The organism is Erythrobacter sp. YT30 (genome assembly GCF_001542875.1).
Lineage (GTDB): Bacteria > Pseudomonadota > Alphaproteobacteria > Sphingomonadales > Sphingomonadaceae > Erythrobacter.
Window position 1 is genome coordinate 1 of sequence record NZ_LMAF01000002.1, and the last position, 15,037, is coordinate 15,037.

Consider the following 15,037-nt stretch of genomic DNA (forward strand, 5'->3'; position numbering starts at 1 on the left):
TCCGCCCTTCCACTCGGATTGTACTCCGGAAAGATGATCCGGGTGGAAGGGCGGAGGGAGCGGGCGGCCGAGGCACTTTCTCAATTGCGCCGCACCACGAGGTTCCGGATTTCGCTCATATCTTCCATGGCAAACCGGATGCCTTCGCGTCCAAGACCAGACTCTTTAACGCCGCCATAAGGCATATTGTCCACACGGTAGCTCGGCACATCGTTGATGACGACACCGCCGACGTGAAGCCTGTCCCATGCGTCGTACATCTTGAACAAATCGCGCGTGAAGATACCCGCTTGAAGCCCGAATTCTGAGCGGTTCACTTCATCGAGAGCATCGTCAAAATTGTCGAATTTCATGAGAATCGCTAGCGGACCGAAAGCCTCTTCGTTCATCGCTTTCGCATCGCGGTGGACGTTTTCCAGCAGAGTCGCTTCCAGCATATTGCCGCGAGACAGGCCGCCGCCTGTCAGCAGGGTTGCACCGCCTTCGACAGCCTCATCAATCCAGCCTTTCAGGCGCGTTGCTTCGCCTTCCGAAATCATCGGGCCGATAAATGTGTTGCGGTCTTTGGGATCGCCTGCGACGAGGCTCTTGGTCTTTTCGACCAGCATATCTTTGAAACGATCATACACATCTGCGTGGATCAAAACGCGCTGCACGCCGATGCAGGACTGACCCGACTGATAGAACGCTCCGAACACAATTCGCTCAAGCGCGTCTTCAAGATCGGCATCGTGATCGACTACCACAGCAGCGTTTCCGCCCAGTTCCAAGACCACGGGTTTCTTGCCCGCTCTTGCTTTCAAGGCCCAACCGACAGCCGGGGAGCCAGTGAAACTCAAAAGCTTCAAACGCTCATCCTCGGTGAAGAGGTCCGCCCCATCACGGCTTGCAGGAAGGATCGAGAACGCGCCTTCCGGCAGCACATCGCATTCGGCCAGAACCTCCCCCATGATAAGTGCTCCCAGAGGCGTCTTGGAAGCGGGCTTCATTACAAAAGGACAGCCAATTGCGATGGCGGGCGCTATCTTGTGCGCGGCAAGATTCAGCGGGAAGTTAAAGGGCGCAATGAAGCTGCACGGCCCGATAGGCACACGCTTCCACATCGAGGAATAGCCCCTTGCGCGCTCCGAGATATCGAGTGGCATGACCTCACCGTAATTACGGACGGCCTCTTCGCCGGCGATCCGGAAAGTGTCGATCAGACGAGTGACTTCGCCTTCGGAATCCGAAATCGGCTTCCCCGCCTCGACGCACAAAGCATAGGCAAGCTCGTCAAAGCGTTCCTTGAAACGGCTGACACAGTGCATCAGCACATCTTGTTTCTCATAGCTTGCGAGGCGCGCCATTGGCTCTGCAGCATGGACGGCACCTGCAATCGCTTCGTCAATGATTTCAGGCGATGCCAGCGCAGTGCGGAATGCGACCTCGCCCGTATATTTCTCCGTCACCGCTAGATCGGTGTTCGGCTGAGCGGGCTTGTTGTTGAGATAGAGCGGGTATGTGTCTTTTAGTGTTGGCAAGATCGCCTCCTTTGCCTCTCTAACCTTACAACTCGGCGCTGAGTTCCTTTATTTCATGATTGAGAATGCGGTCGTTTTCGGAATAATCGACCGGGCAATCAATCACATGCACGCCCGGCGTATCGAGCGTTTGGGCGAGCACGTCGGTGAGATGCGCGGCAGAAGTCACGCGGTGGCCGTGCGCACCATAGCTTTTTGCATATTCAACAAAATCGGGATTGCCATATGTGAGACCATAATCTGCAAAGCCCATATTCGCCTGCTTCCAGCGGATCATCCCGTAAGCGTCATCGCGCAGGATCAGAACGGTCAGGTTGAGGCCGAGGCGTACCGCAGTCTCCATCTCCTGAGAGTTCATCATGAACCCACCATCGCCGCAAATCGCCATCACCTTGCGATCCGGATACTGCATCGCGCTCATCATGGCTGAAGGAAGGCCAGCGCCCATGCTTGCAAGCGCGTTGTCGAGTAGAACCGTGTTCGGAAGGTATGCGGTGTAGTTTCTCGCAAACCAGATCTTGTAGATGCCGTTGTCGAGGCAGATGATGCCATCTTCGGGCATGGCGCGGCGGACTTCGCTGACCAGATGCGGCGGGAAGATCGGGAAACGCTCATCCTCGGCAATTGGCTGTGTGTGCGAAACCTCAGCGCGGCGATAGCAAAGCAGGCGATCAAAGCTCCAATGATCCTGCGGCGTTACGCCCTCCTTAATCTGCCAGATGGCGTTGGCGATGTCGCCGATAACTTCGATTTGCGGGAAGTAGACAGGGTCAACCTCGGCTGTCTTGTTCGAGACATGGATGACTTTGGTGCCGCCATTTTTGGGATCATCAAAGGCATCGCGCATAAAGAATGGCGGCTTTTCGATCACGTCATGGCCGACATTGATAATGCAATCCGCATCCTCAATCGCGCGGTGGCAGAAATCGCCCGATGACAAGGCTGCGCATCCAAGAAAGAGAGGGTGACGTTCATCGATCACGCCCTTGCCCATCTGGGTCGTGACGAACGGAATACCGGTTTTCTCAATCAGCTCGCACAGCATCCGGCTCGCCATGGTGCGGTTTGCGCCAGCCCCAATGACGAGCACCGGCGATTTCGCCTCTTCCAGCGCTTTCACCGCGAATTTGACCGCCTTGACTTCCGCCGATGGTCGCCGGGCAACACTGCGTTTGATCGGGCGTGCATCGGTTTGTTCCGCCGCTATGTCCTCTGGCAGTTCAAGATGCGTTGCGCCGGGCTTTTCTTCTTCTGCAAGACGGAAAGCCTCGCGCACGCGGCTGGGGATATTGTCACCGGAATGAAGCTGGTGTGTAAACTTGGTGATTGGACCCATCATGTCGACGACATCCAAAATCTGAAAGCGGCCTTGCTTGGAATGCTTGATCGGTTTTTGACCTGTAATCATGAGGATCGGCATCCCGCCCAATTGCGCATAGGCTGCACCCGTCACCAGGTTGGTCGCCCCCGGGCCAAGCGTCGCCATGCACACGCCGGTCTTCCCGGTATGGCGTCCATACGTCGCCGCCATAAATGCCGCACCCTGTTCGTGGCGGGTAAGCACCAATTTGATCTGCTTTGAATGGGACAGGCTTTCGAGAAGGTCTAGGTTCTCCTCGCCAGGCACGCCAAAGATGTATTCAACACCCTCCGCTTCTAGGCATTCGACAAAAAGGTCAGATGCTTTTTGAGTGTCGCTCATCGGGGGTGTTCTCCTGTAATCCGCTCGCCTGAACAAACGGCTGGCCGTCAACGCTTTCGTGTTCGTGTCATTCTGCCAATGCGTTACGGGCCACTAATATCCGCGAGAGGGATCAAATATTGGCGCCACAGCCTCTCCGCGGCGATATTTCTCAAGATTATCGAGGAAACGGTCAGCAGATCGGATGAACATCTTGTCCTGCGCGCGACCTGACAGGTGCATGGTGATGTGCGCGTTGTCGAGCGCCCAGAGCGGATCATCGGACGGCAGCGGCTCGGGCGTGGTGACATCCAAAAAAGCACCGCCGATGGACTTCGCTTCGAGCGCTTCGATTAATGCAGCTTGGTCAACCACCGTGCCACGCGCGATATTTACCAGCACCGCATCAGATTTCATCGCGGCAAGTTCATCTGCACCGATCATCCCTTCGGTTTCTGGGGTTGCTGGAACGGCCAAAATCACCCAGTCAAATTCGCCAAGCTTGGCGCGCCATTCATCAGGTGTCAGCACACCTTCGCCTCCGCTTCGGCGCACCACGCTCACTTCGACATCGAATGCCTCAAGGCGCGGCTGGATCAGCTTTCCTATCGCGCCATAACCAAGCAGCAATGCCTTCGAACCTGCCAGTTCGCGTTTGCCCGGGCTATCAAGCAGCCATTCGCGACGTTCCTGCGCTCGGACGACGTCGCGATACCCTTTCGCGATGTTGAGCATTCCCATCACGACATATTCGGCGATCGTGATCGCGTTGATACCAGCACCGTTTGTAACGGTAATTCCGCGGTCAATCAGCACATCCATCGGCAGAAAATCGAGCCCGGCATAGATTGAATTCAGCCATTTGAGATCAGTCGCAGCGTTCAACGTCTTGACCATGTCCTGCGGATTGTTGGAATCGAACCAACCGATCTCCGCCCCCTTTACCGCCTCCAGCGCTTCATCATGGGTCATGAACCAGCGCACGTCGAGATCGTCGGGAAGTTGCGGTTCAAGCAGCGGGCGGATCAGTCCGGAAATTGCGAGGGTTGTCATAACGTGATTTCTGTTCCTTCTCGCCAGACTTTGCAGTTATCGCCTTCGCACCAAAGGACTATGCCGTCGGAATAGGTAGACACAGACGTACAGTCTTCGCGGTCGGGCGGCGGCTCGTATGTGACCACAAGTTCTCTTCCCGCCGGCATCTCATACTCCCAGCACCACGGCTCAAGCCAGATGTTGGTTCCGGCATCGGATGGAGCGATAAATCGCATCTTCTTGACGGTATTGGTCAAGACAGCTTCCAGTCCCAGCCCAATGGATCGCCGTCCATCACGTCAACGCCCTTGCTCGCAAGTTCATCGCGGATCGCATCGGATGCTGCGAAATCCTTCTCGGCACGAGCGGCCTTGCGACGGGCGAGTGCGTCCTCGATTTCATCTTCGGTGATTGACGCTGATTTGGGCCGGATGCGCAAAGCCTCGCGTGTCAGATCGAACAATCCGAAGCCCAGAACGCTATCCATATATTCGATCACGGCTCGCTTGATCCCGGCATCGACCTTCTTGGTCGCGAGCGCATCTTCCATTGCGGTGAGCGCGATTGCGGTGTTGAGGTCATCGCTCATCGCTTCATCGAACTTTGCAAGGGCGCCCGCGAATTTGGGATGCTCAGCTTGCGGTTGCGCTTCTGCATCCTTGAGGCGCTCTGCCTGCATGACCATGCGCTTCAACCGCGTAAGAGCCGCTTCGAGCACTTCCCAGCTGAATTCCAGCTCTGATCGGTAATGCGCCTGAAGACACATCATCCGATAGGCGAGCGGGTGGAAGCCCTTGTCGATCAGCAATTGCAGCCGCAGAAACTCGCCTGAGGATTTGGACATTTTGCCGGAACGCTCAACCAGAAAGTTGTTGTGCATCCAGATGTTGGCACCGGAATTGCGCGCCTCGCTCAAACCCCCGCAGCCACAAAACGCCTGGTTCTGAGCGATTTCATTGGGGTGATGGATTTCGCGGTGGTCGATCCCGCCTGTGTGAATGTCGAAGGGAAAGCCCAAAAGCTTCTCGCCCATAACCGAGCATTCAAGGTGCCAGCCAGGAGCGCCTTTGCCCCACGGCGAATCCCATTCCATCTGACGTTTCTCACCCGGCGGAGTCTTGCGCCAGATTGCGAAGTCAGCGGCATTACGCTTGCCTTCGACGGTGTCGATTCTGCCTTCACCCTCTTCGGTGACAGCACGCGCGAGGCGGCCGTAGTCTTCAACCGTAGTTGTATCGAAGTAGAGACCGGTCTCGCATTCATAGCAGTGCTTGTCCGCGATCCCTTTGGCAAACTCGATCATCTCATCGATGTAGTCGGTCGCGACCGACCATTTCGCAGGCTCGCGAATGTTGAGCGCTTTTACATCGGCCCAGTACGCCTCGGTGTAATGCTTCGCGATGTCCCAGATTGACTGCGCTTTTTCCGCAGCCATCTTTTCCATCTTGTCCTCACCTTCATCCGCATCATCGGTGAGATGCCCGACATCGGTGATGTTGATGATGTGGGTAAGCTTCAGCCCCTGATGGCTGAGCATACGCCCCAGCACATCGGCGAACACATAGGCGCGCATATTCCCGATATGGGGGTAATTGTAGACCGTTGGGCCGCAAGTGTAGACGCGCGCTTCACCGGGGTGGACGGGGGTGAAGGTTTCGAGCTCTCGGGTGAGCGAGTTGAACAGCTTGAGCGGCGCGTCAGTCATAGCAGGTGCGCTTTGACACGCTGGGGCGGAAGGTCAATCCCAACCCAGAAACTGCACCTGATTTTCAAGCGGCACACGCTCACGCTCAAACGCATTCACGGGTGCAGCTTCGTCGCGATAGCCAATCGCCATCCCGCAAAAGAGCATGTAGCGATCATGATCGAGCCCAAGGTGATCGCGGATCACATTCGCGTAATACGCCATGAATTCCTGGAAACAGCTGTCGAGACCTTCCTCGCGCAGCAGCAGCGCAACGGTTTGCAGCCACATGCCGGTGTCAGACCATTGCGGCTCTTTCATCATCCTTGGGAAATAGACGAACATGACAGCCGGTGCATCAAAGCTGGTCGCGTTGCGCCCCATCGCCGCGATACGCGCCGCGCCATCATCGCGCGCAATGCCGAGTGCTTCGAACATGCCTTTCGAAATTCCATGAAGGCGGGACTTGTATTCGTCCTCAGCCAGCGGCGCGTTCCAATCATATTCGAGCTCTTGCGGAGGCGTGGACGTGATTTTCGCCTGAAGCTCTTTCAAAGGTTCGCCTGTAAGGATCGAGGCTTCCCAAGGCTGATAATTGCACCCCGACGCGGCCCAGCGTGCTTTGTCCATCACGCGCTGGATGGTTTCGAGATCGACAGGTTTGTCGAGGAATTGCCGAACAGAGCGGCGGCTGGTGACGGCTTCGGTTACGTTCATTTTCTTTAGTATCTCTCAGTCTCAACTACTGTGGGGCAGTTTTCCGCGTAAGTGATGACTTCAACGCACTGGTTGTTCCCTGCAACCAACCAGTGCGACAGTTTTCCGTTGAAAGAACTCACCGCATTACCGGACAGACCAGCAAGGTAAGCGCTTTTTTCGATTGAGTAGAGAGGTGCCACATCGATGTCCTCGTCCTGTCTCACGGCCCAATAATCGATCATGTCCCCTTCGTCCTGAGACCGAAATGATATGGGCTCGACGAAAGATAAACAAAGCTCTCCCAAGTTGTCGCTCATCACTACGTCAAGGCGGCCACTCTCGGTGCTCCAGTTGACTTGTCCGATTTCGAAGAGTCCCCATCCGCTGTCAGGCTCGCGCAACTCAAGTTCAGCAATCGAAAAACCAGATACTCTGGGAATCAACGCCTTATGCCCTTCTCATCCTCAAACAATTCCGCAAGCTGCTCCATAATCGTGCCGCCCAATTGTTCCACATCCATGATCGTTACCGCGCGTCGATAGTATCGGGTCACATCGTGGCCAATGCCGATGGCGACCAATTGCACAGGCGAGCGGTTTTCGATCCATTCGATCACGCCGCGCAGGTGCGCTTCAAGATAGCCTGCCGAGTTTACCGACAATGTGCTGTCATCAACCGGCGCGCCGTCCGAGATAACCATCAGAATGCGGCGTTCTTCGGGACGGTGGACGAGGCGAGAATGCGCCCAGAGGAGCGCCTCGCCATCGATATTTTCCTTGAGCAATCCCTCCCGCATCATCAGGCCGAGATTGCGGCGCGCGCGGCGCCATGGCTCGTCGGCTTGCTTGTAGATGATATGGCGCAAATCGTTGAGGCGACCGGGATTTTGCGGCTTGCCATCAGCAAGCCATGCCTCGCGCGATTGGCCGCCTTTCCAAGCGCGGGTGGTGAAGCCGAGGATCTCGGTCTTTACCCCGCAGCGCTCTAGAGTGCGCGCAAGGATGTCGGCGCTGATCGCCGCAATCGAAATTGGGCGGCCGCGCATTGAGCCGGAATTGTCGATCAAGAGTGTGACGATTGTGTCCTTGAACTCGACATCGCGCTCAACCTTGTAGCTTAAGGCTGTGCCGGGCGAAACGATCACGCGGGAAAGCCGCGCGGCATCCAGAACGCCCTCTTCTTGGTCGAAATCCCAGCTGCGATTTTGCTGCGCCATCAAGCGGCGCTGCAAGCGATTGGCAAGCCGCGTCACCACGCCCTGTAATCCCGTTAGCTGGCTATCGAGATAGGCACGCAGACGGTCCAACTCTTCGGAGTCGCACAGTTCAGGTGCTTCAATTTCTTCGTCGAAACGCTCAGTAAAGGACTGATATTCCAATCCTTCCGGGATGTCGGCCTGCGGTCGATTGGGGCGGACAGGAGCGTTGGAGGCATCGCCTTCTTCGCCCGGCTCACCATCCTGCATCTCTTCTTCTGCCGACATTTCGCTGTCGGCATCGCCCTCGCCATCGCCTTCGGCCATGTCGCCTGCGACTTCGGCGGATTGCGGATCGGCATCGCCTTCCTGCTGCTCATCACCGGATTGATCCTCGTCAGCGCCTTCTTCATCTTCGCCGTCATCATTGTCGGCTTCATCGGGCGCATCGGTTGGCCGCGTAAGATCAAGTTCGCGCAGCATATCAAGCGCGAGATCCTGGAAAGTCTGCTGATCGCCGACACTATCGACGAGGCTATCCAACCCCTCGCCAACTGTATCTTCGATCCAGTCGCGCACCATCGAAACGCCCGCTTTTGCAGCATCCGGGATCGGCTGGCCGGTTAGCTTTTCGCGGAGCATCAGTGCGAGCGCGCCCTGCAAAGGCACTTCATCAGCCTTTTGCGCGCGCACGATCGGGTCACTCGTCAGCCTAACGGATTGCGCCGCATCGAGATTGTCTGCCATGCCGGCAAAATTGTTGGTGCCAAGCGCCTCATACCGGACCATTTCCACCGCATCATAACAAGCGCGCGCGACCGGTTCAGGCGGAGCATTTACAGCGTGAAGACCTGCATCATGGTGGCGCAATTTGAGCGAGAAGCTGTCAGCAAACCCGCGCGCTTCCTGCACTTGTTCAGCGGGCAAATCACGCCCCGGCAAAGGCACGCGGAAGCGATTCCCCGAGGCACCGGGCACATCTGCGCTCCATGCGACTTCGACTTCGGGATCGCGCGAAATCGCACGGCTGGCACCCGTCAGCGCTTGCTTGAAAATGTCTAGGGGGGATTCTTCGGCCATATGCTTGGGTCAGGTAATGCTTTGCCCCGTCTTTTCCCAGTCCGCGAGGAAGCCTTCAATCCCCTTATCTGTGAGGACATGCTTGAAAAGCCCATGGATCACCTTGGGCGGCGCGGTCATGACGTCAGCGCCGATCTTTGCCGATTCTAGCACGTGGGTGACGTGGCGGACGCTGGCGACAAGGATCTCGGTTTCAAAACCGTAATTGTCGTAGATGAGCCGGATGTCTTCGATAAGGTCCATCCCATCAAACCCATTGTCATCGTGTCGGCCCACGAAAGGCGAGATGAAGGTCGCCCCTGCCTTGGCCGCGAGAAGCGCCTGATTGGCCGAGAAACACAGCGTCACATTCACCATTGTGCCATCTTCGGTAAGCGCCTTGCAGGTTTTCAATCCATCGACTGTCAGTGGCACCTTGATGCAGACATTGTCCGCGATCTTGCGAAGGATCTCAGCCTCTTTCATCATGGATTCGTGATCGAGAGCGACCACTTCGGCGGAGACGGGACCATCAACGATCCCGCATATCTCTTTCGTCACCTCCATAAAATCGCGCCCGGATTTGGCGATAAGTGAGGGATTAGTGGTGACGCCATCAAGCAGGCCTGTTGCAGCCAGTTCCTTGATGTCTTCAATTTCAGCGGTGTCGACGAAGAATTTCATGTCGGGCCTCTTCCAAGTATCGGTCGAATCGTTCCTGCAACCGTTGGCATAGCGGCGGGCACGTGGCCAGCACGCAGGATTGATGCGTGGGGTAAAGCAAGTGGCAGCTTGAGTGGTAATTCGCCAACCGCCTTCCTAGCTGACAGCCATGCAAGCCCGCCTCCATCGCATACTGAGCGCATCCTTGGCGCTCTTGGTCTTTGGTCAAGCTGGCGCTGCCACTGCTCAGGAAGAAGACGTGCAATTGTGGGTCTACGCCACGGCGGAAGGGGAGACCGGAGGCGGGACACCTTGGGCGCTCGACGGGTCCCTGCGCTTTCGCGAAGAGGCCCGCGGAGATGAGCAACAGACACTTCGTCTCACTATCACTCCAAAAATCAGCGATGCGGTCGCATTGGGCGGAGGCTTTGGAGTGTTCGAGGCCGAAGGCGGGCAAACAGAACTTCGCCCGTTCCAACAAATGAACATCTCTCTCGGGCGTTTTTCAGCGCGGACGCGGATTGAAGGGCGATTCTTCGATGGTGCTGATCGGATGGAACTGCGCCTGCGCCAAAGAGTGCGATACACCGAGCCAATTGGGAGGGATTGGAGCGCCAGCGTCGATGGTGAGTTTCTCTATTTGGCGCAGCGGCGCAACCGCAATTCAATGAGCGCGCGAGATCAAATCAGAGTGCGCGGGCTTATCACGCGTGACATGGGCGATGGCGTCTCGATCGGCGGCGCGTATATGATGATTTACACGCCACGCCCTGTCGGCGCCGATAGAATTAATCACGTCCCGCAGATCTATCTGACGAGGCGATTCTGAGCGTGGATCCAATCGCGCCACCAAAGCTCACAGCTGGTTGCCGAGGCCAAAGACACCAATCAAAAGAGGATCACCTGTTGCGCGGGGATTGGCTCTGATGGCAGCCTCTTCAACACCGATTTCGCGCCAGATTGCATCGTTCACAGTGTTGGAGAGCTGGGAAGCGATACCGCCAGCATCGACCCCAGAGAGGGAGTTGATCACCTGACCGATAATTGGGTCCTGTGCGATCCGGATGGCGTCTCCCAACTCAGGCACCATCGCTTCGATAAGGCTGTTACCAAGTTCGCCGCGCAGGAAGTCCGTGGCAGCCTGAGGGCCGCCGCTGATTATCGCCGAAGCGTTCGCGATTCCTACCGTGCGGACGGCGTCGATTACCAATGGAGCGGCCTTTTCCGCGCCTTCTTCGGCAAGATCAGCAAAAGCCTCTTCGACCTGTCTTTTGAATACGGCCGATGTGAGCAGGCTCGTGAGCGAATTGCCTGAAAGACCCAGCAATTGATCGACACCCAGCTGGCCCACCTGACTGTCCCAGAAACCGCCATCAGCAGTGAGCCTCGCAAAGGCATTTTCGCTCGAAAGCAACAGAATGCGTCGCACTGCATCGACGAGGCTGAAACCGGGGACGGTTGAGCAGGCGGGCATTGCCAAAGCCGCCGCGCCAAGCATTCCTGCTCTCATGAAACCGCGTCGCCCGGTCACTCGATTGAGCGGGCTTTTCTCATTTATCTCGTTCATTGTTGGCTCCCCTCACCTTGCAGACTGCACACACCCCCTCCCATAATGGGAGTGCCCATGAAACGCGTCCGCCTCCTCGTCCTTAATGCAGCACTTGGCGTGCTCGATTACAAGCTAGGCGATCGCGAAGCTATCCCGGTAGGAAGCGTTGTCATCGCGCCATTGGGACCGCGCACGGTCACAGGAATTGTCTGGGACGAAGGGCGATTGCCTGGCACAGAAGTGCCGGCCGAAAAGCTGCGCGCTATCCGCGAGGTTGTGGATGTGCCGCCGATCGCCAAACCCCTGCGCAGGCTGATCGAATGGACCGCACACTATTACTGCGCAAATCTGGCAAGCGTGGCGCGAATGGTTTTGTCGAGCGGGGGAGCATTAGGCGGGCCCACGACGACAACCGAATATCGGCTCACGGGGAATGAAGTGTCCGGGCGGCTAACTGCGCAGCGCAAACAAGCTTTGGAGCGCCTCTCAGGCGAGCAAGGCACAATGCGCGAACTCGCCGCTATTGCCGAGGTTAGCGAAGGGGTGCTGCGCGGCATGGCAGGTGCGGGCCTGATCGAGCCTGTCAGCGTCGCGATTGACCGCCCCTACCCGCCCGCTGATCCCGATTTTCACCAACCCGAATTGTCACAGGATCAACGCCGCGTTGCAGATCGGCTGGTGGATGCAGTGAAGGCGCGCGAATATGCCCCATTTCTGCTCGACGGCGTCACCGGGTCAGGCAAGACCGAAACTTATTTTGAACCCGTTGCCCAAGCCATTCGTGCCGGGCGGCAAGTGCTTGTCCTGCTCCCGGAAATCGCGCTCACTGAAAACTTCCTCGTCCGGTTTGAACAGCGCTTTGGAACGCCGCCAGTGCTGTGGCATTCGTCGCTGAAATCAACCGAGCGCCGCCGCGCTTGGCGGGCCATTGCCAAAGGCGCTGATGATGGCGGAGCGCAAGTCATCGTCGGGGCGCGCTCCGCGCTCTTTCTGCCCTATGCCGACCTCGGCCTGATCGTGGTCGACGAAGCGCATGAGGTAAGCTTCAAGCAGGATGACGGCGTGCGGTACAATGCCCGCGATGTCTCGGTCATGCGCGCACGGTTTGAGGAAATCCCGGTTGTTCTCGCCAGCGCCACGCCTGCGCTAGAAAGCTTGCACATGGCGAGCACCGGAATTTACGAAAAGCTTGACCTTCCCAGCCGTTTTGGCGGCGCGCAACTGCCCGACATTCAGCTTGTCGATCTGACGGTCGAAAAGCCGGGTAATGGCCAATGGCTTGCCAAACCCCTGATCGATGGCCTCACAGAACGGCTGGAGCGGGGCGAACAATCATTGCTGTTCCTCAATCGCCGCGGCTATGCACCGCTGACGCTGTGCCGTAATTGTGGCCACCGTTTCCAATGCCCGCATTGCAGCGCATGGCTGGTCGAACATCGCCTGTCTGCGCGCCTCGCCTGCCATCATTGCGGGTATGAAACGAAGGTGCCGTCCGAGTGTGACGAATGCGGCGAACCTGATTGCCTCGTCGCATGCGGTCCTGGCGTAGAACGGATCGCCGATGAAGTCGCCGCGCTCTTCCCCGAAGCGCGCGTTGCCGTCGCCACATCTGACACTTTGGGCAATCCCGAAAAGGCGGCCGAATTTATCGCGCAGGCTGAAGCCAAGGCGATTGATGTCATCGTCGGCACGCAGCTTGTGACGAAGGGCTTTCACTTTCCGGAATTGACCCTTGTTGGCGTTGTCGATGCCGATCTCGGACTTGAAGGAGGCGATTTGCGCGCAGCAGAGCGTACTTATCAGCAGGTCGCACAAGTCGCGGGCCGCGCTGGACGCGGAGCAAAACCGGGCGAGGTTCTGATCCAGACGCGTCACCCAGACGCGCCTGTGATAGCGGCACTCGCCAATGGCGACCGCGATGCCTTTTACGAGGCTGAGACCGATGCGAGGCGCGATGCCGGCGCGCCGCCATTCGGACGGTGGGCCGCGATAATCCTGTCTTCAGAAGACGAGAAAGAAGCACGCGAGGCAGCAGTGCGGTTGGGCGACACACGCCCCCACCGCGATGATCTCTACATCCTAGGCCCTGCCCCTGCCCCTCTTGCTTTGTTGAGAGGACGCTATCGTTATCGCTTCCTTGTGAATGCAAAGCGCAGCGCAGATCTTCAGGACATGCTCAATCACTGGGTGAGCGGGGTCCAATTCCCCCCCGGCATCCGGATCGGGATAGATATCGATCCTTATTCTTTCGTGTGATGAGGCTTTAGTCCGGCACAATTTGGCGGGCTCTGAGTTGGGAAGGCATGTCAGACAATCCCATCCTCGTTCCGATCCTTGGCGATCAGCTTACTCGTACGCTCTCCTCCTTAAGAGGCCGCACCAAAGACGACACTGTCATCCTGATGATGGAGGTTTGGGATGAGGCGACTTACGTCAAACACCACAAGCAAAAGATAGTCCTGATTTTTTCCGCCATGCGTCACTTCGCAGCCGAACTCGAAGATGCGGGTTGGAGCGTCGACTACGTCAAGCTTAAAGACAAGGACAACGCAGGCAGTTTTACCGGCGAAGTGGCGCGCGCTGTCGAACGGCATTCCCCCCGCGAAATTCACGTGACCGAGGCAAGCGAGTGGCGCGTGCAGCAGGCGTTGGAGGAATGGGCGGACAAGTTCCCCTGTCCGGTCGAAATCCTGCCCGATGATCGCTTTTTATGCTCGCACCAAAAATTCCGCGATTGGGCGGATGGGCGCAAGCATCTGACCATGGAGCATTTCTATCGCGAAATGCGCAAGGAAACCGGCCTCCTGATGCGCGAAGATGGCAAGCCTGCTGGCGGTGACTGGAATTACGACAGCGAGAACCGTGAGAGCCCTGACAAGAACATGGATCCGCCGCCCGTCCCGAAATTCGAGCCTGACGATGTGACGCGCGAAGTCATGGGACTGGTCGAGGCGGAATTTGGCGATCACTTCGGCAATCTCGATAGCTTTGAATGGCCGGTAACCCGCGATGAGGCGGAGAAAGCCGCGGATGCTTTTTTTGCCGAGCGGATCGAGAAATTCGGGCCCTATCAGGATGCGATGGTGCACGGGTCGGATGACCTTTACCACTCCATGCTTTCAACCAGCATCAATTGCGGCCTGCTGGATCCGCTCGACCTGTGTAAGCGCGCAGAAAAAGCGTATGACGATGGCAAAGCCCCCATCAACTCGGTCGAAGGGTTCATCCGCCAGATCATCGGCTGGCGGGAATATGTGCGCGGGTTTTACTGGCATTTCATGCCTGGGCTGGAAAGCGACAACAAACTGAACGCGCAGCGCGCTCTGCCAGAGTTTTTCTGGACAGGTGTGACCGATATGCGGTGCCTCGCCGATTCCATCCGATCCACACACAACAACGCACACGCACACCACATTCAGCGCCTGATGGTGCTTGGAAATTTCTGTCTGCTTGCAGGCATCAATCCGCGCGATGTTCAGGATTGGTATCTGGCAGTTTACGCCGATGCCTATGAATGGGTGGAATTGCCCAACGTCTCTGCAATGATCCTTTATGCCGATGGCGGCAACCTTGCGACAAAGCCCTATGCAGCGAGCGGCAATTACATCAACAAGATGTCCAATTACTGCAAGGAATGCAGCTACTCGGTATCCAAGAAAACAGGCGAAGGGGCTTGCCCTTTCAATCCGCTCTACTGGCATTTCATGGATCGCCATCGCGATCGTCTGTCCAGCAATCATCGCATCGGGCGCATCTATTCGACTTGGGATCGGATGGACGACGAAAAGAAGCGCGACTATCTCGACACTGCTGATGCGTTTCTCGATAGTCTGGAGCCCGCGCAAGATGGCTGGGCACGCGGTTCTGAGGCGCGTGAAGCGGCTGAATAGGCTGGCCCTAGCCTACCAAAAGTATCCCGCCGGCAGCTAACGTTACGGAAACGACTCGGCGC

General features: G+C 57.2%; 13 protein-coding genes. 3 read left to right on the forward strand and 10 right to left on the reverse strand.

Features of this window, described 5'->3' with window-relative positions; genetic code table 11:
* Positions 1-80: 80 nt before the first annotated feature.
* From AUC45_RS04685 to fsa, 9 genes are all read right to left on the reverse strand, one after another.
* Complete coding sequence (locus AUC45_RS04685) at positions 81-1,520, reverse strand: aldehyde dehydrogenase family protein (protein WP_067599106.1); 1,440 nt, start codon at positions 1,518-1,520, stop codon at positions 81-83.
* A gap of 25 nt (positions 1,521-1,545) precedes the next feature.
* Positions 1,546-3,222 (reverse strand): acetolactate synthase large subunit, encoded by a 1,677-nt coding sequence (locus AUC45_RS04690; protein ID WP_067599108.1) that lies wholly within the window; start codon positions 3,220-3,222, stop codon positions 1,546-1,548.
* A 93-nt stretch (positions 3,223-3,315) separates the two neighbouring features.
* Positions 3,316-4,254 (reverse strand): D-2-hydroxyacid dehydrogenase, encoded by a 939-nt coding sequence (locus AUC45_RS04695; protein ID WP_067599111.1) that lies wholly within the window; start codon positions 4,252-4,254, stop codon positions 3,316-3,318.
* Positions 4,251-4,493: a hypothetical protein gene (locus AUC45_RS15685; RefSeq protein ID WP_156423755.1), complete on the reverse strand. Its 243-nt coding sequence runs from the start codon at positions 4,491-4,493 to the stop codon at positions 4,251-4,253. Before AUC45_RS15685 ends, AUC45_RS04695 begins: the two co-directional genes overlap by 4 nt.
* The gene (gene cysS / locus AUC45_RS04700) at positions 4,490-5,941 is read right to left on the reverse strand and encodes a cysteine--tRNA ligase (RefSeq protein WP_067599113.1); all 1,452 of its coding nucleotides are present in this window, start codon (positions 5,939-5,941) and stop codon (positions 4,490-4,492) included. The genes AUC45_RS15685 and cysS overlap by 4 nt, the downstream gene beginning before the upstream one ends.
* A 33-nt stretch (positions 5,942-5,974) precedes the next feature.
* The gene (locus tag AUC45_RS04705) at positions 5,975-6,637 is read right to left on the reverse strand and encodes a nitroreductase (RefSeq protein WP_067599116.1); all 663 of its coding nucleotides are present in this window, start codon (positions 6,635-6,637) and stop codon (positions 5,975-5,977) included.
* 5 nt (positions 6,638-6,642) lie between these two features.
* Positions 6,643-6,861 (reverse strand): hypothetical protein, encoded by a 219-nt coding sequence (locus AUC45_RS15690; RefSeq protein ID WP_156423756.1) that lies wholly within the window; start codon positions 6,859-6,861, stop codon positions 6,643-6,645.
* Between the two features lie 197 nt (positions 6,862-7,058).
* A complete protein-coding gene (gene cobT, locus AUC45_RS04715; RefSeq protein WP_067599122.1) occupies positions 7,059-8,894 on the reverse strand; it encodes a cobaltochelatase subunit CobT in 1,836 nt (611 codons plus the stop codon).
* 9 nt (positions 8,895-8,903) lie between these two features.
* The gene (fsa, locus tag AUC45_RS04720) at positions 8,904-9,557 is read right to left on the reverse strand and encodes a fructose-6-phosphate aldolase (RefSeq protein ID WP_067599125.1); all 654 of its coding nucleotides are present in this window, start codon (positions 9,555-9,557) and stop codon (positions 8,904-8,906) included.
* A 148-nt stretch (positions 9,558-9,705) separates the two neighbouring features.
* Here fsa and AUC45_RS04725 point away from each other — a divergent pair, with 148 nt between their 5' ends.
* Positions 9,706-10,365: a DUF2490 domain-containing protein gene (locus AUC45_RS04725; protein WP_067599128.1), complete on the forward strand. Its 660-nt coding sequence runs from the start codon at positions 9,706-9,708 to the stop codon at positions 10,363-10,365.
* Between the two features lie 27 nt (positions 10,366-10,392).
* Here the strand turns inward: AUC45_RS04725 and AUC45_RS04730 are convergent, their stop codons facing one another.
* Entirely contained in the window at positions 10,393-11,103 is a 711-nt protein-coding gene (locus AUC45_RS04730) for a DUF4197 domain-containing protein (protein ID WP_067599131.1), read from the reverse strand.
* Between the two features lie 57 nt (positions 11,104-11,160).
* On the opposite strand from AUC45_RS04730, the gene AUC45_RS04735 reads away from it, so the two are divergent.
* Both AUC45_RS04735 and AUC45_RS04740 read left to right on the forward strand, forming a co-directional pair.
* On the forward strand, positions 11,161-13,341 hold the full coding sequence (locus AUC45_RS04735; RefSeq protein ID WP_067603522.1) for a primosomal protein N': 2,181 nt from the start codon (positions 11,161-11,163) through the stop codon (positions 13,339-13,341).
* Positions 13,342-13,388: 47 nt separating this feature from the next.
* On the forward strand, positions 13,389-14,975 hold the full coding sequence (locus AUC45_RS04740) for a cryptochrome/photolyase family protein (RefSeq protein ID WP_067599134.1): 1,587 nt from the start codon (positions 13,389-13,391) through the stop codon (positions 14,973-14,975).
* Positions 14,976-15,037: the final 62 nt, after the last annotated feature.

Bases quoted from the DNA above. Each gene is read 5' to 3' on its own strand.
- cobT (WP_067599122.1), bottom strand. From the start codon at position 8,894: ATGGCCGAAGAATCCCCCCTAGACATTTTCAAGCAAGCGCTGACGGGT.
- fsa (WP_067599125.1), bottom strand. From the start codon at position 9,557: ATGAAATTCTTCGTCGACACCGCTGAAATTGAAGACATCAAGGAACTG.
- AUC45_RS04690 (WP_067599108.1), bottom strand. From the start codon at position 3,222: ATGAGCGACACTCAAAAAGCATCTGACCTTTTTGTCGAATGCCTAGAA.
- cysS (WP_067599113.1), bottom strand. From the start codon at position 5,941: ATGACTGACGCGCCGCTCAAGCTGTTCAACTCGCTCACCCGAGAGCTC.
- AUC45_RS04740 (WP_067599134.1), top strand. From the start codon at position 13,389: ATGTCAGACAATCCCATCCTCGTTCCGATCCTTGGCGATCAGCTTACT.
- AUC45_RS04695 (WP_067599111.1), bottom strand. From the start codon at position 4,254: ATGACAACCCTCGCAATTTCCGGACTGATCCGCCCGCTGCTTGAACCG.
- AUC45_RS04725 (WP_067599128.1), top strand. From the start codon at position 9,706: ATGCAAGCCCGCCTCCATCGCATACTGAGCGCATCCTTGGCGCTCTTG.
- AUC45_RS04735 (WP_067603522.1), top strand. From the start codon at position 11,161: ATGAAACGCGTCCGCCTCCTCGTCCTTAATGCAGCACTTGGCGTGCTC.
- AUC45_RS15690 (WP_156423756.1), bottom strand. From the start codon at position 6,861: ATGATCGATTATTGGGCCGTGAGACAGGACGAGGACATCGATGTGGCA.
- AUC45_RS04730 (WP_067599131.1), bottom strand. From the start codon at position 11,103: ATGAACGAGATAAATGAGAAAAGCCCGCTCAATCGAGTGACCGGGCGA.
- AUC45_RS04705 (WP_067599116.1), bottom strand. From the start codon at position 6,637: ATGAACGTAACCGAAGCCGTCACCAGCCGCCGCTCTGTTCGGCAATTC.